The 25,657-nt window shown below is 38.8% G+C and carries 22 protein-coding genes and 1 tRNA gene; 8 read left to right on the forward strand and 15 right to left on the reverse strand.

The features are described 5' to 3' along the window. Positions 1–48: 48 nt before the first annotated feature. Together P7V56_RS03780 and P7V56_RS03785 are read left to right on the forward strand one after the other, a co-directional pair. Positions 49–1,185 (forward strand): 1-acyl-sn-glycerol-3-phosphate acyltransferase, encoded by a 1,137-nt coding sequence (locus P7V56_RS03780; protein ID WP_171221011.1) that lies wholly within the window; start codon positions 49–51, stop codon positions 1,183–1,185. Then, positions 1,175–2,203 carry an asparaginase gene (locus tag P7V56_RS03785; protein WP_171221010.1) on the forward strand — a complete coding sequence of 343 codons (1,029 nt, stop codon included), beginning with the start codon at positions 1,175–1,177 and terminating at the stop codon, positions 2,201–2,203. The genes P7V56_RS03780 and P7V56_RS03785 overlap by 11 nt, the downstream gene beginning before the upstream one ends. Positions 2,204–2,295: 92 nt before the next feature. On the opposite strand, the gene P7V56_RS03790 is transcribed toward P7V56_RS03785, so the two are convergent. Then, positions 2,296–2,382: transfer RNA gene (locus tag P7V56_RS03790), tRNA-Ser, on the reverse strand. 154 nt (positions 2,383–2,536) lie between these two features. Between P7V56_RS03790 and P7V56_RS03795 the strand changes: the two genes are divergently transcribed. Beyond that, entirely contained in the window at positions 2,537–3,232 is a 696-nt protein-coding gene (locus P7V56_RS03795; protein ID WP_205959302.1) for a porin family protein, read from the forward strand. Here P7V56_RS03795 and P7V56_RS03800 read toward each other — a convergent pair. The 4 genes from P7V56_RS03800 to P7V56_RS03815 form a co-directional block, all read right to left on the reverse strand. Beyond that, on the reverse strand, positions 3,227–3,832 hold the full coding sequence (locus P7V56_RS03800) for a hypothetical protein (RefSeq protein ID WP_171221009.1): 606 nt from the start codon (positions 3,830–3,832) through the stop codon (positions 3,227–3,229). The two genes, P7V56_RS03795 and P7V56_RS03800, sit on opposite strands and share 6 nt — an antisense overlap. 11 nt (positions 3,833–3,843) lie before the next feature. Next, positions 3,844–5,310, reverse strand: coding sequence for an RNA polymerase factor sigma-54 (rpoN, locus tag P7V56_RS03805; RefSeq protein ID WP_171221008.1), 1,467 nt, complete (start codon positions 5,308–5,310; stop codon positions 3,844–3,846). A 74-nt stretch (positions 5,311–5,384) separates the two neighbouring features. Then, positions 5,385–6,830, reverse strand: a complete 1,446-nt coding sequence (gene asnS, locus P7V56_RS03810) for an asparagine--tRNA ligase (RefSeq protein WP_171221007.1) — start codon at positions 6,828–6,830, stop codon at positions 5,385–5,387. Positions 6,831–6,892: 62 nt separating this feature from the next. Continuing rightward, positions 6,893–9,313 carry an efflux RND transporter permease subunit gene (locus tag P7V56_RS03815; protein WP_171221006.1) on the reverse strand — a complete coding sequence of 807 codons (2,421 nt, stop codon included), beginning with the start codon at positions 9,311–9,313 and terminating at the stop codon, positions 6,893–6,895. A 184-nt stretch (positions 9,314–9,497) separates the two neighbouring features. On the opposite strand from P7V56_RS03815, the gene P7V56_RS03820 reads away from it, so the two are divergent. Next, positions 9,498–11,768 carry a cation:proton antiporter domain-containing protein gene (locus tag P7V56_RS03820; RefSeq protein WP_171221005.1) on the forward strand — a complete coding sequence of 757 codons (2,271 nt, stop codon included), beginning with the start codon at positions 9,498–9,500 and terminating at the stop codon, positions 11,766–11,768. A 1-nt stretch (position 11,769) separates the two neighbouring features. On the opposite strand, the gene P7V56_RS03825 is transcribed toward P7V56_RS03820, so the two are convergent. The 3 genes from P7V56_RS03825 to pyrH form a co-directional block, all read right to left on the reverse strand. Beyond that, positions 11,770–14,256, reverse strand: coding sequence for a DUF5686 and carboxypeptidase-like regulatory domain-containing protein (locus P7V56_RS03825; protein WP_171221004.1), 2,487 nt, complete (start codon positions 14,254–14,256; stop codon positions 11,770–11,772). Positions 14,257–14,341: 85 nt separating this feature from the next. Continuing rightward, positions 14,342–14,902, reverse strand: coding sequence for a ribosome recycling factor (frr, locus tag P7V56_RS03830; protein WP_171221003.1), 561 nt, complete (start codon positions 14,900–14,902; stop codon positions 14,342–14,344). An 86-nt stretch (positions 14,903–14,988) separates the two neighbouring features. Then, positions 14,989–15,696, reverse strand: coding sequence for a UMP kinase (pyrH, locus tag P7V56_RS03835; protein ID WP_171221002.1), 708 nt, complete (start codon positions 15,694–15,696; stop codon positions 14,989–14,991). A gap of 196 nt (positions 15,697–15,892) precedes the next feature. On the opposite strand from pyrH, the gene P7V56_RS03840 reads away from it, so the two are divergent. Then, a complete protein-coding gene (locus P7V56_RS03840; protein ID WP_171221001.1) occupies positions 15,893–16,495 on the forward strand; it encodes a thioredoxin family protein in 603 nt (200 codons plus the stop codon). Here P7V56_RS03840 and P7V56_RS03845 read toward each other — a convergent pair whose 3' ends face one another. The 5 genes from P7V56_RS03845 to P7V56_RS03865 all read right to left on the reverse strand — a co-directional run bounded on the left by P7V56_RS03845 (position 16,496) and on the right by P7V56_RS03865 (position 19,819). Beyond that, positions 16,496–17,107 (reverse strand): hypothetical protein, encoded by a 612-nt coding sequence (locus tag P7V56_RS03845; RefSeq protein ID WP_171221000.1) that lies wholly within the window; start codon positions 17,105–17,107, stop codon positions 16,496–16,498. Further along, positions 17,043–17,747 carry a tRNA pseudouridine(55) synthase TruB gene (truB, locus tag P7V56_RS03850; RefSeq protein WP_205959300.1) on the reverse strand — a complete coding sequence of 235 codons (705 nt, stop codon included), beginning with the start codon at positions 17,745–17,747 and terminating at the stop codon, positions 17,043–17,045. Before truB ends, P7V56_RS03845 begins: the two co-directional genes overlap by 65 nt. Before the next feature lie 3 nt (positions 17,748–17,750). After that, a complete protein-coding gene (locus P7V56_RS03855) occupies positions 17,751–18,560 on the reverse strand; it encodes an undecaprenyl-diphosphate phosphatase (protein ID WP_171220999.1) in 810 nt (269 codons plus the stop codon). Positions 18,561–18,652: 92 nt separating this feature from the next. Next, positions 18,653–18,889 carry a DUF3098 domain-containing protein gene (locus tag P7V56_RS03860; RefSeq protein WP_171220998.1) on the reverse strand — a complete coding sequence of 79 codons (237 nt, stop codon included), beginning with the start codon at positions 18,887–18,889 and terminating at the stop codon, positions 18,653–18,655. Between the two features lie 54 nt (positions 18,890–18,943). Continuing rightward, positions 18,944–19,819, reverse strand: coding sequence for a cell division protein FtsX (locus tag P7V56_RS03865; RefSeq protein WP_171220997.1), 876 nt, complete (start codon positions 19,817–19,819; stop codon positions 18,944–18,946). A 261-nt stretch (positions 19,820–20,080) separates the two neighbouring features. Here P7V56_RS03865 and leuS point away from each other — a divergent pair, with 261 nt between their 5' ends. The 3 genes from leuS (at position 20,081) to P7V56_RS03880 (ending at position 24,539) form a co-directional block, all read left to right on the forward strand. Then, positions 20,081–22,915: a leucine--tRNA ligase gene (gene leuS / locus P7V56_RS03870; protein ID WP_171220996.1), complete on the forward strand. Its 2,835-nt coding sequence runs from the start codon at positions 20,081–20,083 to the stop codon at positions 22,913–22,915. A 176-nt stretch (positions 22,916–23,091) separates the two neighbouring features. After that, complete coding sequence (locus P7V56_RS03875; RefSeq protein WP_171220995.1) at positions 23,092–23,766, forward strand: hypothetical protein; 675 nt, start codon at positions 23,092–23,094, stop codon at positions 23,764–23,766. A 71-nt stretch (positions 23,767–23,837) separates the two neighbouring features. Next, the gene (locus P7V56_RS03880) at positions 23,838–24,539 is read left to right on the forward strand and encodes a zinc metallopeptidase (protein ID WP_171220994.1); all 702 of its coding nucleotides are present in this window, start codon (positions 23,838–23,840) and stop codon (positions 24,537–24,539) included. Positions 24,540–24,684: 145 nt separating this feature from the next. On the opposite strand, the gene P7V56_RS03885 is transcribed toward P7V56_RS03880, so the two are convergent. Together P7V56_RS03885 and P7V56_RS03890 are read right to left on the reverse strand one after the other, a co-directional pair. Then, positions 24,685–24,939, reverse strand: coding sequence for a hypothetical protein (locus tag P7V56_RS03885; protein ID WP_171220993.1), 255 nt, complete (start codon positions 24,937–24,939; stop codon positions 24,685–24,687). Between the two features lie 28 nt (positions 24,940–24,967). Next, on the reverse strand, positions 24,968–25,438 hold the full coding sequence (locus P7V56_RS03890; RefSeq protein ID WP_171220992.1) for an Lrp/AsnC family transcriptional regulator: 471 nt from the start codon (positions 25,436–25,438) through the stop codon (positions 24,968–24,970). Positions 25,439–25,657 lie beyond the last annotated feature (219 nt).

A 25,657-nucleotide genomic window follows, 5' to 3' on the forward strand; every position in this document is an offset into this window, starting at 1 on the left:
AAGTTGACTTTTTTTTTGTTCTTTTGTTCCTCAAAATTGAAAGATTCAATGCAGAAATTCGATTCTATTCGTCCGTTTTATGATACTGAAGTGAATGAAGCCATTCAATCTGCAGTCAATCACCCAATGATGAAGGCTTTAATGGGTTTCACCTTTCCGGAGGTAGACGAAGAAGTTTGGAAAAACCAACTCAGAAAAACCCATTCTATCCGCGATTTTCAATGCAATTTTATCTATCAGGCTGTACAAAAAGTACTCAAAAAAAGCTCTGAAGGATTAACCACTTCCGGTTTTGAAAAATTAGAACCGAATACTTCTTATCTTTTTATTTCCAATCACAGAGATATTATCCTCGATACTTCATTGTTGAACGTGGCTTTATTTGACCATGGTTTAGTAATGACAGCTTCGGCTATAGGTGATAATTTGGTCCAAAAATCTTTTTTGAAAACGTTGTCTAAACTCAATAGAAACTTTTTGGTACAACGCGGTTTACCGCCAAGAGAATTGTTAGAAAGTTCTAAATTGATGTCGGAATACATTGCCCAATTATTGCTGCGCGAAAACCGGTCGGTATGGATTGCCCAACGAGAAGGCAGAACCAAAGATGGTAATGATGCCACGCATTCCGGAGTGTTGAAAATGTTGGCTATGGGTTCGGATGAGCCTAAAATGTTGGATTATTTCAAAAAAATCAAAATTGTTCCGGTTTCCATTTCTTATGAATATGATCCAACCGATGCTTTGAAAATGCCACAGTTAATCGCGGAAGCCAATGCCGAAAAATACATCAAAGAAAAAAACGAAGACTTTATAACGCTTTTAAGCGGTATCATTGGTCAAAAGAAAAGAATTCACATTCATATCGGCGATATTTTAGACAAAGAAATAGAGGCTATTGCGGCCGAATTTGACAACAATAACAAGCAAATTCAAGCTTTGGCACAAGCCATAGACGATTCTATTTTACAGAGTTATATGTTGTGGCCAACGAATTATATTGCTTACGATTTGTTATACAAAACCGACCAATACAAAGCTTTTTACACTGAAAACGAAAAATCGCTTTTCGAAAGAAGATTGGAAATGAGAATTGACGAAAACAATTCGCAAATGGTGGAAAGTTTCTTAGCGATGTATGCCAATCCGGTGGTGAATAAATCCAAGTATCAGAATGCAATCTAAACCTAATATATTGCTCATTTATACCGGTGGCACCATTGGTATGATGAAAGACTTTGAAACCGGTGCGTTGAAGGCTTTCAACTTTAAAAAGTTGTTGCAAAAAATTCCGGAGTTAAAGCAATTAGATTGTAATATCGAAACAGTTTCTTTCGAAAAACCCATAGATTCTTCGAATATGAATCCGCAAAAATGGGTTAAAATTGCCTCAATCATTGAGGAAAATTACCATGCTTTTGACGGTTTTGTGGTGCTTCACGGTTCGGATACCATGTCGTATTCAGCTTCAGCTTTGAGTTTCATGCTGGAGAATCTTAGCAAGCCTGTTGTTTTTACCGGTTCACAATTGCCTATTGGAGATTTGAGAACAGATGCCAAAGAAAATTTGATTACGGCCATTCAAATAGCGTCTTTACAACAAAAAGGCAAACCGATTATTCAAGAAGTTGGTCTTTATTTTGAATATAAATTATACCGCGGCAATCGCACTACAAAAATCAATGCCGAACATTTTAATGCTTTTACTTCGCCTAATTATGCGCCTTTGGCAGAATCGGGTGTGCATTTGACTATCAATCCGAATGCGGTTTTGCAAAAGCAATCGACTAAAAAATTAGCGGTTCACAAAGAACTCGATGACAATGTAGTCATTGTAAAAATGTTTCCAGGAATCAGCGAATCAGTTTTATCGGCTATAGTGGCTATTCCGAACTTAAAAGGAATTGTTTTAGAAACTTATGGTTCGGGGAATGCACCAACCGAAGATTGGTTTATCCAAATTTTGAAAAAGGCCATCAAAAATGGGTTGCATGTGGTAAATGTTACTCAGTGTTCGGGTGGCAGTGTCAATATGGGTCAGTATGAAACCAGCACACAACTCAAGAAAATTGGAGTCATTTCCGGAAAAGACATCACCACAGAAGCTGCTATTACCAAGTTAATGTACCTGATTGGGCAAAATGTGGCGCCAACAGTTTTCAAGACTATTTTTGAAACGTCATTGCGTGGTGAAATGATCTGATAGGATTACAGATTTAATCCAATGACTTGAGACAAAACTTAGGGTTCCTAAATTTAAATAAAAAAGCCGAAGTATTACTTCGGCTTTTTTAGCAGAGAGGAAGGGATTCGAACCCTCGATGCAGTTGCCCACATACAAACTTTCCAGGCTTGCTCCTTCAACCACTCGGACACCTCTCTAGAGTTTTGCGGATGCAAATAACAGCATTTTTTTTCAGTTAAAAAAATACAATAATCTATTTTTCCCCTTTGTCTTAAAATAAAATCAACAGCGTGAATCCCTTTTGTTTTTTCAGCTGAAAAGGCGTACTTTCGCTTGAAGGATAAATTAATTATGCGAATCAAACTTCTCTTTTCGGTTTTTTTTATCACCTTGGGTGGCTTTGCTCAGGATGTTGCTAAAGATTTTGATGCACCGGATTCACTTTACAGGGAAGACCAATTTTATCTAAACATTACTTATAACACGCTGCAAAAACGCCCAGATGGCTTAAAACAAAATAAGCTTTCACCGGGTTTGGCTCTGGGTTTTTTGCGAGATATGCCTTTGAATAAAAAGCGCACAGTTGCTTTAGCCGCCGGATTAGGATACTCTTTGGCGATTTACAACCAAAACTTAGGGATTATTGCTGCCGGAAACGAAACTACCTACAGTATTTTGGATACCGAAAACATTGCTTTTTCAAAAAATAAATTGGCTTTGCATTATGTTGAAGTGCCAATCGAATTCAGATGGCGCAATTCAACGCCTGATAGTCACAAGTTTTGGCGGGTTCATTTGGGAGTTAAGTTGGGTTACCTTTTTTATGACCAATACAAATTAGAATCTTCACAAGGGAACAGTAGCCATACTAATTTGGCCGATTTAAATGATTTGCATTACGGGGTTTACCTCACTACAGGATGGAATACTTGGAATTTGTATGCTTACTACGGTTTAAATTCGCTGTTTAAATCTTCCGCTAAAATTGACGGGCAATCGATAGATATGAATACGGCCAACTTTGGCATCATGTTCTATATTCTATAACCAAACGTAAAGCAATCCTATTTGTGGCAGTAGGCCACATAAAAAGCCGATTAACAATTCTCTATGGGTATGGGCTTTCATAACCAATCTTGAGGAAGCTACCAAACCGTTGAGCACCACAAAAAGCGCCATTAGATTGATAGTATTGATTTCATTTTTTAGGCTCAAGCCAAAGATGAAAGCGGTCAATGCACTGATGCCAATCATGTGAATACTGGCTTTTATTTTGGCATACAATAATAAAAATGCAAAAACAGCACTCATGATACCCCCTAAAAAGAAAAAGTACAATGACGGAAATCGATCAATAGTAATGCTTTTTTGAATCAAAATAGAAAGTAAAGCAATATGAAGGATCAAAGGAATCTTGCGATGTGAAATGTCTGAAAGCATAATACTGTCTATTTTTCCGAAAGTTCTCAGCAAATAGAAGAAAGCAATCGGCAACAAAAAAGTAATGATAATGATTTGCAGAAATAAAATCAGGTATTGTGCTACCGTAAAATATTTGGCATCCAATAAAACATAAAAAATAGTTCCCAATAACGGAACGAAAATAGGATGGAAGGCATACGAAAAAAAGGGAAGGAATTTTTTCAAAGGATTAAGTTTTAAATCTTCTTCCTCATCCTAGCCACAGGAATATCTAATAACTCTCGGTATTTGGCAATCGTTCTTCGCGCAATCGGATAGCCTTTTTCTTTTAGAATTTCAGCCAATTGATCGTCCGGAAGTGGTTTTGATTTGTCTTCTTCTTCGATAACGGTTTTCAGAATTTTTTTGATTTCGAGTGTAGAAACATCTTCACCTTGGTCGTTTTTCATCGCTTCCGAGAAGAATTCTTTGATTAGTTTTGTACCATAAGGCGTATCAACATATTTACTATTGGCCACACGAGAAACGGTAGAAATATCCAACCCAACCATATCCGCGATGTCTTTTAGAATCATCGGTTTCAGTTTGGTTTCTTCACCGTCTAAAAAGTATTCCTGTTGGAAATGCATAATCGCATTCATCGTCACAAAAAGGGTTTCCTGACGTTGGCGAATCGCATCAATAAACCATTTCGCCGAATCCAATTTCTGCTTGATAAACTGTACTGCATCTTTTTGCTGATGTGATTTGTCACGCGAGTCTTTATAGGTTTGTAACATTTCCTGATAATCTTTGGAAACGTGTAACGTTGGCGCATTTCTGCCGTTTAAAGTCAGTTCCAATTCACCGTCTACAATTCGGATGGCAAAATCAGGCACAATTTGCTCAACAACCCGACTGCTACTGTCAAAAGAACCGCCCGGTTTTGGGTTTAGTTTTTCGATTTCTTCAATGGCTTTTTTTAAGCGGTCTTGTGTAATCTCGTATTTCTGTAGTAACTTTTCGTAGTGTTTTTTGGTAAAAGCGTCAAATTGGTTTTCGATAATGTCAATCGCTAAATCGACATACTCTGTGGGTGTTTTGTGTTTTAATTGCAACAATAAACATTCCTGTAAGTCACGCGCACCAACTCCGGCCGGTTCCAATTCGTGTATAATATGAAGGATTTTTTCCACCACTTTTTCATCGGTATAAATACCTTGGGTAAAAGCCATATCATCCACCATATCGGGAATACTTCTGCGTAAATAACCGTCATCGTCTATGCTTCCCACCAAAAATTCAGCAATCTCACGTTGCTCATCGGTTAAAATAAAAGTATTCAACTGGTTGATTAAATCCTGATGAAAACTGACCGGAGCTGCAAAGGGCATTTCGCGGTCATCATCGTCGTCACTATAATTGTTGGATTGTAATTTGTAATCGGGTGTTTCGTCGTCACTTAAGTATTCGTCAATGTTGATCTCGTCTGCACCAATACTGTCATTATCTTCATATTCATCATAATCTTCATTGTTGTCAAACTCATCTTTCTCATACAATTCTTCTTCGTCTTTCCCACTTTCCAAAGCCGGATTTTCGACCAATTCCTCTTTGAGCCTTTGTTCAAAAGCTTGCGTAGGCAATTGAATTAACTTCATCAGCTGAATCTGCTGTGGAGATAATTTTTGAGAGAGTTTTAGATTTAGGAACTGCTTTAACATTTTTATGGTTATTTGGTTATTCGGTTATTTGGTTATTCGAATCCACAAATAACCAAATCCACAAATTAACTTTTTTAAAATTCTGCATTCTGTGGCGTTCTCGGAAACGGAATTACATCTCTAATGTTGGTCATTCCCGTTACGAAAAGCACCAATCTTTCAAATCCTAATCCGAATCCGGAGTGAACGGCCGAACCAAATCTACGCGTGTCTAAATACCACCATAGTTCTTCTTCATCGATGCCAATGGCTTTCATTTTTTCTACCAAAACATCGTAACGTTCTTCTCTTTGCGAACCGCCAACAATTTCTCCGATGCCCGGGAATAAAATATCCATAGCGCGAACGGTTTCTTTACCCGGTTCGGTATTGTCATTCAAGCGCATGTAAAACGCTTTGATTTTGGCCGGATAATCGAATAAAATAACCGGACATTTAAAGTGTTTTTCTACTAAGAAACGTTCGTGCTCAGATTGTAAATCGGCGCCCCATTCTTCGATTAGGTATTGGAATTTCTTCTTTTTATTCGGAGTAGAATCTCTTAAAATATCAATCGCTTCGGTGTAAGATACGCGTTTAAAGTCATTGTTCAACACAAACTTTAATTTCTCTAACAAAGCCATTTCGCTGCGTTCTGCTTGTGGTTTTTGTTTTTCTTCGTCTAACAAGCGACCTTCTAAGAATTTCAAATCATCGGCACATTTTTCTACAGCATAGTTGATGACAAATTTGATGAAATCTTCTGCCAAATCCATGTTGTCAATTAAATCGTTGAAAGCCACTTCCGGCTCAATCATCCAAAATTCAGCTAAGTGACGCGAAGTGTTGGAGTTTTCTGCGCGGAAGGTTGGTCCGAAAGTATAAATCTGACCCAAAGCCATCGCAAAAGTTTCACCTTCTAATTGTCCGGAAACGGTAAGGTTGGTGTGTTTTCCGAAGAAATCTTTTTTGTAATCAATTTGACCGTCTTCGGTTCTTGGCAAACTATCCAAAGGCAATGAAGTTACTTGGAACATTTCGCCAGCGCCTTCGGCATCAGCTCCGGTAATTACGGGTGTGTTCACATAAACAAATCCTCTTTCCTGAAAATAAGTATGTACCGCATGCGCCAAAACCGAACGCACTCGCATAATTGCTCCGAAAGCATTGGTGCGAACTCTTAAATGCGCATTTTCTCTGAGGAATTCCAAAGAGTGTTTCTTAGGTTGCATTGGGAATTTCTCCGCGTCACAATCACCTAAGATTTCCAATTGCGCTACTTGAATTTCATATTTCTGTCCGGCACCTTGACTTTCTACCAATTTCCCGGTCAAAGCTACAGCGGTTCCGGTATTAATTCTTTTCAAAATTTCTTCCGGTGTGTTTTCGAAATCGACTACACATTGCAAATTATGGATAGTTGAACCATCGTTCAACGCGATAAATTGGTTGTTTCTAAAAGTTCTTACCCAACCTTTTACGGTTACTTCATAGTTCGTTTTCTCGCTGCTTAGTAAGTCTTTAACTTTTGAATGTTTCATTTAAATATCAGATATTAAATTTTAAATCGTTAGACTCTATTGAATCTAAACGCAAATATAAATTATTTATTGTTTTTTTCTAACTCGTCGATTTCTTCATCGGTATGTTCTAAGATGTCGATGGTTGGTTCCGGTAACTCTTGTTGGTTGGCCAAAGTTTTATTTAGCGTTAATACCAACGAAGGTAGCAAAACCAAATTCGACAACATTCCGAACGATAGTGTTAAGGCAACCAATCCGCCCAATGCTACGGTTCCGCCAAAACTAGACAACATGAAAACCGAAAATCCGAAGAACAACACTATCGAAGTGTAGAACATGCTGATGCCGGCATCGTCAAAAGTGGCAAATACGGATTTCTTTATTTTCCAGTCGTTTCGCGATAATTCCAATCGGTATTGCGCTAAAAATCGCAAGGTATCATCAACCGACATTCCGAAAGCAATTCCGAAGACCAATAAAGTCGATGGTTTTAAAGGAATACCTAAAAAGCCCATCAATCCTGCGGTCATTAACAATGGTAACAAATTTGGGATAATCGAAACCAACACCATTTTGAATGAACGGAACATTATGGCAACCAATCCGCCGGTTAGGAAGAAAGCGAATAGCAATGACGAAAGCAAGTTGTCTAATAAATATTTCGTCCCTTTTTGGAACACCGATGGCTTTCCGGTGATGATGACTTCGTATCTGGGTTCGGGGAAAATCTTATTGACTTTATTCCTAATGTGGGCTTCGATGGCTTCCATTCTTTCCCCGTTTTCGTCTTTGATAAAAGTGGTAATTCTGGCTACGCTTCCATCCGATGAAATATAACTTTTGAGTTGATTGTCTTTTGATTTCTTAATCGAGTTTTTGATATACGGTAATAAAAACATTTCCTCATTGGGCGAAGGCAGAGTATAAAAATCGGGATTGCCGTTATAGTAAGCTTGGTTAAAACTTTTGGCAATATTGACAATTGATAAAGGTTTAGAAAGCTCCGGAATATCAATAATGGTTTGCTCCAAATCTTCCATTCTTCTCAGGTTGGTGAGTTTCATAGCGCCGTTTTTCTTTTTGGTATCAATCATGATTTCCAAAGGCATCACACCGTCAAACTCTTTTTCAAAGAAACGAATATCATCATAGAAAGCGGTATTTTTAGGCATGTCTTCAATGATGCTGCCCGAAACTTTAATTTTACCAATGCCAATAATTCCGAAGACCAACAAACAAATGGAAGTGATGTAAACGCCCAAACGATTGTATTTTACCGTGCGGATTATCCATTGTAAGAACGAAGTCAGCGATTCTCTTTCCAAATGCCCTAAATGTCTAGAAATGGGTGGCGGAATATAACTGAAAAATATTGGAATCAGCAACAAACTCAAAGTGTAAATCGCCAAAATATTAATCGTAGTCACTACGCCAAATTCTCTCAGCAAAACATTATTCGTGGCAATAAAAGTCGCAAAACCAACGGCTGTTGTGATATTAGTCATCAAAGTCGCTGTTCCGGTTTTGGTGATTACGCGTTGTAAAGCTTTGGCTTTGTTAGCATGTTTGTGGTATTCCTGATGGTATTTGTTGATGAAGAAAATACAATTCGGAATCCCGATTACGATGACTAAGGTTGGCACCAATGCCGTTAAAACCGTGATTTCATAACCCAAAGCACCCATAATCCCGAAAGACCACATAACACCGATAATCACCACAATCAGTGAAATCATTGTCGCGCGGAACGAACGGAAAAAATAGAAAAAAATAAGTGACGTAATCAACAAAGCGGCGCCAATAAACAAACCGATTTCGTCAATAATCGTCTTGGCATTCAACGTTCGGATATAAGGCATGCCCGAAGTGTGAAGGTCTATATTGGTTGCTTTTTTAAACTTTTCTATGGCCGGAATCAAATCGTTTAAAACGTAATCTTTTCGGGCTTTGGTATTAACAATTTTTTTATCTAAATAAATGGCAGAACGAATAGCGCCGGTTTTTTTGTTGTATAACAATCCTTCGTAAAAAGGCAATTTGGTGAATAATTCGGTTTGAATTTCTTTGAGATATTGTTCATTTTGAACTTTACTTTCATCCACCAAAGGCTTTAGTTCGAAAGTTTCCAGCGAATCATTTTTGATAAGTTTTTGCAAATTGTCTACCGAAACTACCAAAGTAACTTGTTTGTGCGATTTGATTTCGGTCATCAGTTCGCTCCAAGCTTGGTAGACTTTTGGGGTAAACAGCTTTTTGTCTTTGGTAGCAATGACAATCAGATTGCCTTCTTCGCCAAAATGATTCAGGAATTTATTGTAGTCAACATTTACTTTGTCATCGGCCGGGATTAAGTTGGCTTCGGTTTGGGTAAATCGGATGTTTTTCCATTGAAAAGCCAATAGGACGGTAATTAAAATGATGCAGCCCAAAATGACAATTCTGCTTCTCAAAATAATTCGGGCGATAAATTCCCAAAAACCAATGCCTAACAACTTTTTCATAAAACCTAAAATGGGTTGCAAAGGTAATCAAAACCTTAAAATTTTCAGGTTGATTTCAGCAAAGATTTATTTAATTTAACGTCGATTTGCAGATGCATTTTAAATTATTGTTATTAGCTGAAAAAAATCAAAAAAAATAGGCGGCTTTTTAGCATCTTTGTAGGCACATGTACAGTACAACGGAATGAGGAATTTAAAAAACACTTTATTTTATTTATTTGTAACCGGTGGTTTTGGCTACTTGATGTATTGGATTATTGAGCAAGGAAAATTGCTGGAAGTCGGCCGAAAAATTGTTTCCCCTTCTTCAGCAGACAGCCAGTGGATTCAGTTCTTAAGTTCGTTATTCCACAATCTTCAGCATCCGTTAGCGTTGTTGCTTTTCCAAATTATCACCATTGTTTTAGTCGCCCGAATTTTTGGCTGGATTTTCAGAAAGATCGGCCAACCATCCGTAATTGGTGAAATCATAGCCGGAATTGTCCTCGGCCCATCGTTGTTCGGATTGTATTTTCCGGAAATGAAAGAAGCTTTATTCCCGGTTGCTTCCTTAGGAAATCTTCAAATGTTGAGTCAAGTCGGTTTAATACTTTTCATGTTTGTCATTGGAATGGAACTCGATTTAAAAGTCCTTAAAAACAAAGCCAATGATGCGGTTGTAATTAGCCATGCAAGTATCGTTATTCCGTTTGCCTTGGGAATTGGATTGTCTTATTTTATTTACCACCAATTTGCCCCAGCCGGTGTTGAGTTTTTGTCTTTCGGATTGTTTATGGGAATTGCCATGAGTATTACGGCTTTCCCGGTTTTGGCACGTATTGTTCAGGAACGCGGCATTCACAAAACCCGATTGGGAACCATTGTCATTACTTGTGCGGCAGCCGATGATATCACGGCTTGGTGTATCTTGGCTGCGGTTATTGCCATTGTAAAAGCCGGTAGTTTTGTCAGCTCGTTGTACATTATAGGATTAGCGTTTTTGTATGTTTTGGCGATGCTTTTCGTGGTAAAGCCATTTCTAAAACGAATAGGTGATTTATATGGCAAAAAAGACAATATCAAAAAATCGGTAGTCGCTATTTTTCTTTTGATGTTGATTGTTTCGGCCTATATTACCGAAATCATTGGGATTCACGCCTTATTTGGTGCTTTTATGATGGGCGCGATTATGCCGGACATCAGTAAGTTTCGAAATGTTTTTATCGAAAAAGTAGAAGACGTTTCCGTGATTTTATTATTGCCGTTGTTCTTTGTCTTCACCGGTTTGCGTACTGAAATAGGGTTGATTAATGAACCTTATTTATGGAAGGTTACCGGCTGTATCATTGCTGTTGCCGTAGTCGGAAAATTTTTCGGCAGTGCTTTGGCGGCTCGATTTGTCGGACAAAATTGGCGCGACAGTTTAACCATAGGCGCATTGATGAATACCCGAGGGTTAATGGAATTGGTGGTATTGAATATTGGTTACGAATTGGGCGTACTTTCGCCGCAAGTTTTTACTATGATGGTGATTATGGCTTTGGTGACAACGTTTATGACCGGTCCGGCTTTGGATATTATCAACTTTGTTTTCAAAACCAAAGATATTATCATTCCGTCTGAAGTAAAGAAGAATTCAAAGTTCAAAATCCTGATTTCTTTTGGTAACAACGAAAAAGGGAAATCACTCTTGCGCCTCGCCAATAGTTTGGTCAAAGGCCAACCGGAAGCGTCAAATATCACCGCCATGCACTTAACGATGAGTGATGACATGCATGCTTTTAATATCGAAGAATACGAAAAAGAAACCTTTGAACCGATAGTCAAAGAATCGAAAAAACTCAACCAAGAAATCACGACCATTTTCAAAGCCACCGGAGATATTGAAACCGATATAGCTGATGTAGCTTTGGAAGGAAAATACGATTTGGTTTTGGTAGGTTTAGGAAAATCTATTTTTGAAGGTACAATTTTGGGTAAAGTACTCGGATTTACTTCTCGCATCATCAATCCCGACCGATTGTTAGACAAGTTCAAAGGGAAAGAAGGTTTGTTTGAAAATTCCCCTTTTGATGACAGAACGCGTTTAATCATCTCTAAAACTAAAACACCGCTGGGGATTTTAATCGATAAAGATTTACAGCAAGTCAGCAAAGTATTCCTCGGAATTTATAGCGTTGGCGATGTTTTCCTGATTGATTATGCCCAACGATTAATGCAAAACAATAATGCTCAAGTCACTATTTTGGACAATAATGACCATACCAAAAATAATTTCCTAATCCAGAATTCTTTGGAAGCTTTGGAACAAAAACATGGTGATAAATTTGATGTTTTCCAACCTAAACAAATCAACAAGCCGTTTTTAGCCGAACAGGATTTGGTGATTTTCAGTTTGGAAACATGGAAGAAATTAGTAGACGATGAGGTTTCTTGGTTGCAAGATATTCCTTCGGTGTTGATTGTGAAGCCTTAGATTAAAATCCTAAATCCAAAACAAAACTCAACTTAATTGCTATATTGTCTTCCAATCGGGACAGTTGGTTTGGACCGTAACGGTAAAATCCGGTTAAGCCGAAACCTTTGTAAATTTGGTTCAATTCGATACCCGACTCGAAGAAACCTTGGTCAAGGGTTTTGAATTCTATTCCGATATGATCGTCAGTATTTTTTAGATTTCCCCAAGCCATTCGGGTAACCAATACTAAAGAAGGCTTTACTTTTTTGAATAATTCCACGCGTTTGAAACCGTGCTTGAATTGCAGCATCACAAATTCGCTCGAGAAAAATTCATTGAAATACATCGTCTCAAAACTGTTTTTACCGGCAATGGTGATTCTTTGCAAGAGATTGTCTTTGGTTAAATTATTCGGCGAAGTATTGTACAAATGGGTCAAAGGCAAGTCGCCAAAAACATAGCCGGCTTGGACCAATACTGCCGATTTTTGTCCGTTGAGGTATTTTTTTTCATACTCGATTCGGGCGTCAATTTTGCCGAATTCAAAGTCGTTGTTAAAAAGGTTAGATAGTGATTTGGTAAATTGCAACGTAAATTTAGGATAACGTTTTTCAAATTCGATTTTTCCGTTCGGCGTTTGCATATAATCGCTAAACGGATTCCAATGAATCGAAACCATAGCGGAAGTCATGGCAAACTTTCGGTATAATTTGTCTTCGTAAACAAAGGTGTAATCAAACAAAGGCGTTACGTCGCTGTGGGTAATTTGCCAAATGCTTTCGGTTTTCGGGATGATTTTGGTTTCCATAAAAGCCCGCCAAGTTTGGTGATTGTAAAAGGTACTAATGTTAATCGGTCGCGGATCATAAAGCTTGAAAACGCGTTTGTCAATGGCAAAATTGGTACTCGCAATCTCCCGAACATCATCGGTAAACGAACCGCCAATCCAGGAGTTGGAAAAATTCCCTATTCTAATGGCTCCGCCCAAATGGTATTTGCTTTTTTCGTCCTTCAAACCATAAGCAGTATAACCTTCCAAACGGAATTTTTTTGAGAAACGCTCGTTGGTTACACCACCAAGTCCAAAACGGAAACCTTCGTAATTGTTATAACTCAGCAAATAGCGTAAATCAAAATCAAACGGACCGAAAGGCAAATACCCGTTGATGATTTTACGCCCGAATTTGATTTTCTTTTCAATGTTTTCTTTGGTCACCACACTGTCTAAAACCACGTAAGTTCTTTCGCTGCGGAGGTCCAAACTGTCTTTTCGGTTTTCATTCCAAAAAGAGTCGTCTTTGTTGTTGGCGTTGGGTTTAACGTCAATGGCGATGGCTGATTTTTTGATTTTTAAATCGGTGTTGACTTTCAAATCATAGACTTGCATTTCCGAAGAAAGATAGGTGAAGTCAGAAGCATCTTTCTTAGCAGTGCTTTCATCATTTTCTGCGGCAAATTCTATTCGGCCACCCAAAACAGCGGTCGGTTCTTTGCTTTTCCCTTTGATGATTTTAAAGTTTTTCTTATTGGGAAACCAAAGTTGTTCTTCAGCTAAATAATTGAATTCATGAATGCCTGTGATATTGAGAACACCGCGAATACGCATTATGGCTTTGGCGATGGCAAAGTTTTCTTTATCCACATAAAGCAATCCTTCCAAGCCTTTGCGGCTGATTTTATTTTTGAAATAAATGACAATAACCTCGCGTTTGTCGATAGTTGCGGTGTCTAAAATTTTGTACCGATATTCTTTGAGTGCATTGTCCGAAATCGGGCTTTTGTACTTGGTTTCAAACAGTTCATATTTGTCGTCGTATACAGAGGAAGATTGCAAACTAAAACCCAGTAATTCATAGATAGGTTCTTTAAATCCCGCCATTTTGGTGCCCAAAATGGTTTCTTTAAGAATGGGTTTTTCGTATTGAAACTGGGACACTTTTTCGGTTAGAAATAAATGTTGCTTGGCAATAAGCTTTTTGAATTTGTAATCAGAGGAATCGATTTTGGCAATCTTGTCTTTGGTTACTGCATCTACAAAAAGGGTGTCAATTTTCCCCGAAATAGAATCGGGATTGGCAGTTACCAAAAGCTTGTTATAGGTTTTATATTGAAAGGTTTTGAGTTTTTTGAGCGGATTATTGGCCTCTTTTTGTCGGATGACTTTTGTGATTATAGCATTGGCCGGATTTTCATTAGAGATAACCACTTCTTTCAGCAGATCAGTTTTGGGCGAAAGCCAAATGGTAAAAAAGTTTTTTTGCTCAAAAAGCGAAAGGGTTTGCGTGGTATAGCCAACATAGGAAACGGTCAAAGCCTCGGGTTGTGTTGCTAAAATTAAGTGGAATTTTCCGTCTACATCAGTAATGGTAGCCACTCCGGTCTCGGTTGTTATTGTGGCAAACGGCAGGGCTTTTTTGGTTTCGGCATCTTTGATGACACCATTGATTTGAAATTGGGCCTGAAGCGACAAGGAGAAGAAAAGCAATAAAAACAGTAGTAGCTTCATTAGAAAGAGATTGGCTCAAATGAGCTACAAAAATAGGAATAAAAAAATCCGTACGAGACGGATTTTAGTATGGAATTAACAAAAGTTACACTTTCATAATTTCGGCTTCTTTGATGGCCAAATGTTCTTCGACTTTTTTGATATAAGCGTCGGTTAATTTTTGAACATCGTCTTCGGCCGTTTTACAAATGTCTTCCGAAGTGCCTTCTTTTTCTAATTTTTTGATATCGGTATTGGCGTCTTTACGAGCATTTCTAATGCCAATTTTAGCGTCTTCAGCTTCCGCTTTGGCTTGTTTTACCAAATCGCGTCTTCTTTCTTCGGTCAAAGCCGGCACGTTGATAATGATGTTGTCACCATTGTTCATGGGGTTAAACCCAAGATTGGCAATCATAATGGCTTTTTCAATCGGATGCAACATACTTTTTTCCCAAGGCGTTATGGTAATGGTTCTCGCATCGGGTACATTGATATTGGCAACTTGAGATAAAGGGGTTTGTGAACCGTAATAATCCACAAAAACACCACCCAACATTTGAGGTGAAGCCTTTCCGGCACGAATGTTTAAAAATTCTTTTTCTAAATGCGCAATTGAACCGTTCATTGATTCTTTTGTGCTGTCTAAAATAAATTCAATTTCTTCCATTTTCTAATTAGATTGTTAGATTGTTAGACGATTAGATTTTTAGACTTTTTCTAAGTAGTCTAATAATCTAAGTCAGTCTAAGTAGTCTATATTTTAACTACAGTTCCTATATTTTCGCCTTCGCAAATTTTTAAGAGATTCCCTTTTTTGTTCATGTCGAATACTACTATCGGCAATTCATTTTCCTGACTTAAAGTGAAAGCAGTGGTATCCATTACATTCAATCCTTTTTTCAATACGTCTTCAAAAGAAATAGAATCAAATTTTACAGCATTTGGGTTTTTCTCCGGATCGGCATCGTATACACCATCTACTCGAGTGCCTTTTAAAATCACATCGGCATGTACTTCCACACCACGTAAAACGGCTGCAGTATCAGTAGTGAAATACGGATTTCCGGTTCCGGCACCGAAGATTACAATTCTGCCTTTTTCTAAATGACGAACCGCTCTTCTTTTGATGTATGGCTCGGCAATCGCTTCAATTTTTAAAGCGGTTTGCAAACGAGTCAACATGCCTTTGTCTTCCAAAGCACCTTGCAAAGCCATTCCGTTAATTACAGTGGCCAACATGCCCATATAATCGCCTTGCACTCTGTCCATACCATTGCTGGCTCCGGCAACTCCTCTAAAAATGTTTCCACCACCAATTACGATTGCGATTTCAACTCCTTTGTCGTGAATCTCTTTAATTTCATCAGCATATTCGCCAAGACGTTTTGGGTCGATTCCATATTGTTTATCGCCCATCAGCGCTTCACCACTTAGTTTTAGAAGAATTCTTTTGTATTTCATTCCAGTTTATATTTGTTTAGTTTGGAGTCATGCTGTCGCTCTTCGAGCTCGAGTCATTAGTTATGTTGTTTAATGGTTGCAAATATAAACATATTCTCTTTTTGTATCGTATTCGTTAAAAATAATGTTAAGTAACATTTATCACTTTTTTATCGTTGGTGGTTTTGTAGTTTTGCAGCACCAAAATCAAATTTACATGAAATCCATTATCCAAAATAGTTTAGCCGATAGTCTTTCTTATACCGAATACAGAAACAAAGTTACTTCGCTTTTAAAAGAAGGTAAATCAACCGGAAACGAACAATCCGAAGCATTGACACATTATTCCGAATTGAACGAAACCCGCATGAATCGTTTGGAGAAAACCATTAAAATCACTGAAGACTTTACCGAACAATTAAAGCAATTAAAACGGGAATACATTTGGTTAGTGATTTCTGAAGGCTGGTGTGGCGATGCTGCGCAGTTGGTTCCCATCTTTCACAAAATGGCAGAGCTTTCATCCAAGATTGATTTGAAAATTGCCCTTCGTGATGACCATGACGATTTGATGAATTTGTTTCTCACCAATGGTGCAAGAAGCATTCCTAAGCTGATTATTTTAGACAAAAATACTTTGGAAGTTTTAGGCGATTTCGGACCAAGACCACAAGGAGCAAAACAATTAATTCTAGATTACAAGGCCGAACATGGTGTGATTGATGAAACCGCTAAAACCAATTTACAATTGTGGTATTTACACGATAAAGGGTTGTCAACACAACAAGAAATCATGGAAATTATGGCTGCGTTGGAGTAATCAATTCATAGTGTAGGCCAAGCCGATGCAAAAACTACCAATTCTTTTCTCCGAATTTTTACTAAAACCATATTGGCAAACTTCCAGATATATACCGAGACCACCATTGGCATCTTCAAATCCAAGGCTTATTTTTTTGAAGTAGCCGGACAAATCATTGCGACCAATAGCCATGGCTCGTCCAAAACCGGGCTCAACATACATTCTGAAATCTTTACTCACTTTGGAGTTTATCTTAATCGTGCCGAATAATGGCGCAACCACCAAACATTCCTTGGCTTTCCAATCAACGCCAATATTGCCGCCAACCCAAATGAATTTATTGATTTGGATGCCCATTCCAAACCTTCCGATAACGCCATCAGGTAGAAACCAAGGTTCATCTTCGCCGTATTCGTCAATTTCTCCGGCGTATTGATTGACTCTGATGGGAACAGCAAATTCAAATTTGGTATAAGTGTATCGTTTCTTTTTGGCAACAGTAAGCGTGTCGCGATTTTCTTGAGAAAAACCGATTGAGCTGATAAGCAGTAGGATTAGTAAAAGTTTAGCTTTCGGTTTGGTGAAGACTTTGTTCGAAAGTTTGCGGGGTAATTGCGTTAACAATCTCATAATCACCAATTTTAGTTCGACGTAAAACGGATAAATAAGCGCCTGAATTCAGTGCCTTTCCAAAGTCATAAGCCAAGGAACGAATATAAGTGCCTTTGCTGCAAACCACCCGGAACTCTATTTCGGGTAACACAAATTTAGTGATTTCAAATTCATGAATGGTTGTTTTTCGGGCTTGAATTTCAACCTCTTCTCCGGCACGCGCATGTTCATACAAACGAATACCATCTTTTTTGATAGCCGAAAAAACCGGTGGCTTTTGGTCGATTTCGCCAAGGAATTGTGGAATAGTTTGCTGAATTAATTCAGCCGTTATATGTTCCGTTGGAAAAGTAGCATTCACTTCGGTTTCCATATCATAAGATGGCGTTGTGGCACCAACAGTAATCGTTCCGGTGTATTCTTTGGCTTGCCCTTGAATTTCGGTGATTTTTTTGGTAAACTTTCCGGTGCAAACAATCAGTAAGCCGGTTGCCAAAGGGTCTAATGTTCCTGCGTGACCAATTTTAAATTTCTTCGGAAGATTGTATTTTCTTTTTAGAATATACTTCAATTTATTCACCGCTTGAAACGAAGACCATGTCAGTGGTTTGTCTATCAATAGTATTTGACCTTCTAAAAAATCTTCAGCCGTTTTCAAAATCTATTTGTTTAAAGAGAAATACACCAGCAAAATCACGCCGGCTACAATTCGGTAATAACCCCAAGGCTTGAAACCGTATTTTTTGATAATGCCGATAAAGAATTTAATCGCAATTACAGACACAACAAAAGCCACAATATTACCCACTAAAAACATTTTCAAGTTATCAGAAGACTGCGTCAGCAACTCATACCCTTTGAGCTGAGAAACTTCATAAGTCTTCAAAAACAACGAATAAGTAGTAACCGCCAACATCGTCGGAACTGCTAAAAAGAAAGAGAACTCCGCCGCCGTTTCTCGAGTCAAGCCTTGTTGCATACCGCCAATTATAGAAGCCGCAGAACGACTCGTACCCGGCATCATAGCCAAACATTGCCAGAAGCCGATAGTGACTGCTTTTTTGATGGTAATATCTTCTTCGTGAGCAATGGTAGGATGATTGAAGCGACCGTCAATAAACAGTAAAACGATACCGCCAATAATCAATACAATCGCTATAGGAATAGGATTTCCTAGCACGGCATCAATCTTATCGTCAAATATTTTTCCTAAAACCAAAGCCGGAATGACAGCACAAGCCAATTTGACATAAAAGTTAAGCTTTCGGAAATCAAAAAACTTCTTCCAATACAAAACCACTACGGCCAAAATCGCCCCAAACTGAATTGAAACCTGAAACAATTTCACAAAATCATCTTCCTGTATTCCAAAAAACGAACTGGTAAAAATCATGTGAGCCGTCGAAGAAACCGGTAAGTATTCGGTTAAACCTTCTACGATGGCAATTAGAATGGCTTGAATGTAATCCATGGTTAGATTGTTAGATTATTAGATTGTTAGACTTCTTAGATAGCTACTTCTAAATTGTCTAACAATCTAAGCAGTCTAAGTAGTCTGAAAATCTATTTAGATTTTTTAAAAATGGAATAAATCGTAATCCCGAAACCTATCAAAACAACAGTCGGTGCCAGACGAATTCTTTGGAAATTAAAAACCGCATCGTTCCATACCTTCGGGTCGTCGCTTCCGCCGCCACTCATCAGTATAAAACCAAGAGCAATCACGGCGATACCAATTAATAATATTTTATAATTAACCTTATCAAAAAGAAAATCAGGTTTTTGCTCGTTGTTTTTCATTTAGCTGAATATTTTTATTTTTTTAACTGAACACTGCCTTCTGAGCACTGAACACTAGTACAAATCGTCCGTTCTCAAATTCAAAAATCGCTGCGTCGCAAAATAAGTACTGATCCAAGTAATCACAATACCCATCACTAAAACACCCAATAACACTACGCTAATAGCCAATTGGTCTTCCATAATGCCTAAATTAGGGAAGTTGAACTGTATGTAAACCAGCAAACCAATCAAAGCTAAAATAGCCAAAACAGCTCCAATAAAGCCAAGAATTACACTGGTTTTGATGAATGGTTTTCTAATAAATGATTTGGTGGCACCCACCATTTGCATCGTTTTAATGATAAATCGGTTGGCGTAAATGGATAGTCGTAGCGAACTGTTAATCAGCAACACCGAAACAAACGCAAATACACCGGTAACAATCAAAATCCACATGCTGATATTTTTTACATTATCGTTGACCAAAGTCACCAATTGTTTGTCGTAAACAATATCCGCCACCATTTCGTTTTTGCGCAAACGGTTCTCAATTTTAGCTATTTCAGGATTGGTTACAAAATCGGCTTTCAAGTGAATGTCAAACGAATTCTGCAACGGATTCACGCCTAAAAATTGCATAAAATCTTCGCCAATCACTTCCTTGTGCTGTGCAGCCGCCTGTTCTTTAGAAACATATTCAAAAGATTTGGCAAACTTGGCCGTCTTCATTTCTTCGGTAAAAGCTTTCATCACTGAGTCGTTGGCTTCATTTTTAAAGAAAACCGTCATCGCAATTTCTTCCTTGAAATTGTCTGACAATCGCTTGGAATTAATCACAAAAAGACCCAAAGTGCCCAATAAAAACAACACCAAAAAGATACTCAACACTACCGAAAAATAGGAGGTAATCACTCTGCGCTTCTGAAACTTTTCAAATGATGATGACATAGACTGTATTTTATGGGGTAAAAATAATAAAGAAAATTGTTTTTCCCCTTTATAACGTACAAACTTTTAACTTTATTATATTAAATGTAAATTTGCAGCTTAAAATTTTTTAGGAGCGAATGGTACGGGCAATTTCTGCCATCCGTATTCCCGCTTTCCGGGTTACACGGTAACCTCTCCAATCAGGGCTAAAAAGTAAACGCAATAACACCTGAAAGGTTTTTAAAACCTGCCAGGTGTAGAAAACAACAAACACTGAGAATGAAATACCATCACGAAAAAATCGAAGCCAAATGGCAACAGTATTGGGCACAAAACCAAACTTTTGCTGCCACCAATAATTCCAACAAGCCTAAGTATTACGTACTCGACATGTTTCCTTATCCATCCGGAGCCGGCTTACACGTTGGGCATCCGCTGGGTTATATCGCTTCCGATATCGTGGCGCGTTTCAAACGCCATAAAGGCTTCAATGTGTTGCATCCGCAAGGCTATGATTCTTTCGGATTGCCGGCAGAACAATACGCCATCCAAACCGGTCAACATCCGGAGAAAACCACTCGCGAAAACATTGCCCGTTACCGCGAGCAATTAGACAAAATCGGTTTTTCTTTCGATTGGAGTAGAGAAGTGCGCACTTCCAACGCCGATTATTACAAACACACGCAGTGGATTTTTATCCAATTATTTAACTCGTGGTACAACAACGATAGCAACAAAGCAGAAGACATTTCGACTTTAGTTTCTATATTTTCAAAAGAAGGAAACGCGACTGTAAACGCAGTTTGCGATGACAACATCATGCCATTTTCAGCCGCAGAATGGAACGCTTTTTCTTCCGACGAACAACAAAGAATACTATTGCAATACCGATTAACCTATTTGGCCGAAACCGAAGTCAATTGGTGTCCGGCACTCGGAACAGTATTGGCCAATGACGAAATCGTAAATGGGGTTTCCGAACGCGGCGGTCATCCGGTCATCCGCAAAAAAATGACGCAATGGTCCATGAGAATCTCAGCCTACGCCGAAAGATTACTACAAGGGTTAGACACCATCGACTGGAGCGAATCCATCAAAGAAAGCCAAAGAAACTGGATTGGAAAATCGGTTGGCGCATCCGTAAAGTTCAAAGTACAAAGTACGAAGTACGAAATTGAGGTTTTCACGACACGTCCTGATACCATTTTCGGAGTGACGTTTATGACTTTGGCACCCGAACATGAATTGGTGGCCCAAATCACAACACAGGAACAAAAAGCAGCCGTAGAAGCTTATGTGGAAGCCACTGCCAAACGTTCAGAACGTGAAAGAATGGCTGATGTAAAAACCATCTCAGGTGTTTTCACCGGCGCTTATGTCGAACATCCGTTCACCAAAGAACCGATTCCGGTTTGGATAGGCGATTATGTGTTAGCAGGTTACGGAACCGGAGCTGTAATGGCTGTTCCTTGTGGCGACGAAAGAGATTATGCGTTTGCCAATTTTTTCAAAGGCCAACAAGGCATGCCCGAAATCAAAAATATTTTCAACCAAGATATATCAGAAGCCGCTTATGGCGAAAAATCAGGATTTGAGTTAGTCAACTCCGATTTCCTAAACGGTTTGGGTTACAAAGACGGCACCAAAAAAATCATCGAAGAGCTTGAGAGAATCGGACAAGGAAAAGGCAAAACCAATTACCGTTTGCGCGACGCCGTGTTTTCTCGCCAAAGATATTGGGGTGAACCGTTCCCGGTATATTACGTAAACGGATTACCGCAAATGATTGACCCTAAACACTTGCCAATCGTTTTACCCGAAGTAGAAAAATATTTACCCACCGAAGACGGCCAACCGCCATTAGGAAACGCTACGGATTGGGCGTGGGATAGTGTTCAGTGTTCAGTAGTCAGTAACCAGTTGATTGACCACAAAACGATATTTCCTCTAGAACTCAACACTATGCCGGGTTGGGCCGGAAGTTCGTGGTATTGGATGCGTTATATGGACGCACACAACGACGCCGAATTCGCCTCAGCTGATGCCCTAAAATACTGGGAAAACGTAGATTTATACATAGGTGGAAGCGAACACGCCACCGGCCATTTGTTGTACTCTCGTTTTTGGAACAAATTCTTAAAAGACAAAGGCTTCGCGCCAACGGAAGAACCGTTCAAAAAGTTGATCAATCAGGGAATGATTTTGGGGATGAGTGCGTTTGTATATCGTTCTGAAGATTCCAAAAAACTATATTCAAAAGGATTAATTGCGGGTGAAAAAGTGCATCCAATCCATGTTGACCTAGCCGTTATCAACGACATCACCAACGAGTTAGATATCGAAGCCTTCAAAAATCATCCGTTATATTCAGATTACAAAGACGCCGAATTTATTTTAGAAAACGGCAAATACATCGTAGGTCGCGAAGTCGAAAAAATGTCCAAATCCAAATACAATGTGGTCAATCCGGATGATATTTGTGAAGACTACGGCGCAGATACATTACGTTTATACGAAATGTTCCTTGGTCCATTAGAACAAGCCAAGCCTTGGAATACCGCCGGAATCACCGGAGTGTCAGGTTTCTTAAAAAAACTATGGCGTTTGTATTTTGACGACAACGGTTTGATTGTGACCAACGAGGAACCAACGGCAGAAATGTACAAATCGCTCCACAAAACCATCAAAAAAGTGACTGAGGATATCGAGAACTTCTCGTTCAACACGTCGGTATCGCAGTTTATGATTTGTGTGAACGAATTGGCTTCGATGAAATGTCACCACCGAGCGATTTTAGAACCATTAGCTGTAGTAATTTCGCCTTATGCACCGCACATCGCTGAGGAATTATGGAGTCAATTAGGACACGAAGGGTCAATCTCAACAGTCGAATTTCCATTAGTTAACGAAAAATACTTAGTCGAATCCGAAAAAGAGTACCCGGTTTCGTTTAACGGTAAAATGCGTTTCACCATCAAATTACCTTTGGATTTAACCGTAGCCCAAATACAGGAAATCGTAATGGCCGATGAAAGAACCATTAAACAACTAGAAGGAAGAACGCCTAATAAAGTGATTATCGTACCAGGTAAAGTGATTAACTTAGTGGGATAAAAACACAGAGCGTTTAAAGGGATAAGCCTAAAGGGATAAGGGATAAGTTGGTTTACTTTTCCCTCATCCCTTTTTACTTTTTACTTTTCCCTTCACCATTTGCAAATAAAAAGTTAAACCATTCTTTATAGCCATTTTCTCTGTTTATTTTTGATTCAAACATTAAATCAATCATCATGAAAAACAAAATCCTTTACTTACTATTACTTACGGCTTTTATCGGCTACAGCCAAGAAAAACCAACAGATTCAATTAAAACTAAAAGTTTCAAAATCGACGGTTATTTTGGATTCAACGGGAATATCAATGACAAAACCAATCTCAACAAAAAACTCAGCAATGCCAATCTTCCGGAATTAGACAGTTTTGTGCCAGAGCTGACTTTTGGTTTGAATTATTTTGGCCAAAAGTATTCCGGCGATATTGAGTTTGGATTTTTGTTTGCCAAACCTGCGGAAGGCAATAACGAAATGAAATACCGTGGTTTCAACACCAGAATGCGCGTTCATTATAATGTAGTAAACCAAGAGAAATTTGCCTTCACTGCCGGTCTTTCCTTGGCTTATTTAGGCAACCAATACGATATTTACTCCAAAAATAACACCATCGATTTAAACGATTTGGAACCCAATAACAACAGCGGGCATGTAAACATTACCAACCAAATGCTGTATTTCGGACCATCGGTTTCTATGTATTTGTTTAAAAAATCGAGTTTCCAAGTGAAAGTCAATGCCGGTTATGAGTTGGGCTTAACCCGCGGAAGATACCAATCCGAATTCGGAAGTATTTTAAACAACGTAAACGAATCCGGGAACAATCGCTTTGTGTTTGGAATTACACTGCTGTAAGTGACAAGCTGTCATTGTCAATCCTTTGGCGTGTAATTTGATGCAGTTTCAGAAACTAAAATTTACAAATCATGTTAGGATATTATATTTTAATCGGCTTGATTGCCTTAGTCAGTTTTGCCGTAAGCTCGAAACTTAAGAGCAAATTCGCAGAATACTCTCATCTGCATTTGCGCAATGGGATGAGCGGTGCCGAAATTGCCACCCAAATGCTACAAGACCACGGGATTTATGATGTCAAAGTCATTTCCACACCCGGACAATTGACTGACCATTACAATCCAGCTGACAAAACGGTAAACTTAAGCGAAGGCGTTTACAACCAAAGAAACGCCGCTGCCGCAGCAGTTGCCGCACACGAATGTGGTCACGCTGTCCAACACGCCACGGCTTACAATATGTTGCAATTGCGTTCGCAACTGGTACCCATAGTGAATGTTTCTTCTACTTTATCCCAATGGTTAATCTTTGGCGGACTGATTTTGGGTGCCGCCTCCGGATTGGGTTTAGGATTTTACATCGCTGTAATAGGGTTGGTGCTAATGGCGATTGCCACTTCCTTTGCCTTCATTACACTTCCGGTAGAATACGACGCCAGTAACCGCGCTTTGGCCTGGTTAAAAAATAAAAACATGGTCAGCCAACAAGAATACGCCGGTGCCGAAGACGCGCTGAAATGGGCCGCCCGAACTTATGTAGTCGCCGCGATTGGCGCTTTGGCTTCGCTCTTATATTGGGCTTTGCAAGTCTTCGGAGGTTCCAGAGACGAATAAATAAAACAAAACCCGTTATGAAAGTAGCGGGTTTTTTATTTGGGAACGATTGGCTCGGGCAGTTTCAGCCCCGAAGCTTCGGGGGTAATTCCCGCTTTTCGGGTTACGCGGTAACCTCTTCAATCGGGGCTAAAGAGTTAACCATTTAACTATAAAAAGATAAAATAAGCACCCAAACGATAGGGTGAATAAGGATACAATACAATCTTGATTTTTCCGGCTCGCGATAATATTTATACAAATCTTTCAGCAATAAAATAACACTGATAGGAATCAATAAAAGGAATAGGAAAAATCCCGGTCCCGGTGTACACGGACCACTCGGAGCCATTTTATCGGTAATAAGCATTATAATTACATAAATAATGTAAAACAAAATCCATTTAATTTCTTTTCGCATAGTTTCCTTTTTTAAACTCCCAACTCAATCACAACTGTATCTGTCTTTCAATCTGTTGTTCCAAAGAAATAAACGTTTCTGTTCTCGAAACGCCTTCAATGGGTTGGATTTTTTTGTTGAGCAATTGCATCAAGTGTTCGTTATCGCGGCAAATGATTTTGATAAGAATGCTCCAGTTTCCTGTGGTATAATGACATTCTAACACTTCGGGAATTTTTTTCAGTTCTTTTACCGCATCGGAGTTGCTCGACGCTTTTTCTAAGTAAACCCCAATAAACGCCATGGTTTTGTATCCCAAAACTTTGTTATCAATGATAAATTTGGAACCCGAAATCACGCCGGCCTCCTCGAGTTTACGCAACCGTTGGTGAATGGCCGCACCGGAAATTCCGATTTTGTTGGCGATTTGTAAAATGGGTTTTCGGGCATCTTCCATCAAGTCGCGAAGGATTTCTTTGTCGATGCCGTCAATTTCTATTTGTAGTTGATTTATCTTCATGGTTAATAAATTTAAAGTAAAAATAGTGATTTACTTTAGATTTTAAACAAGAAAACCAAAATCGATTAAGATTTTGGTTTTATATTGACGTTTACTGAAAAGAAAATAGAATCCTGTTTAGCCCTGATGGGAATGGAAATCCTCGTAGAGATTGCAATGGACAGCAGGAATTACCATACCAAAAATGCCTGAACCTTTCGCTCCCAATAACTCAGTCTC

This window comes from Flavobacterium sp. IMCC34852, from assembly GCF_030643905.1.
GTDB classification, from domain to species: domain Bacteria; phylum Bacteroidota; class Bacteroidia; order Flavobacteriales; family Flavobacteriaceae; genus Flavobacterium; species Flavobacterium rivulicola.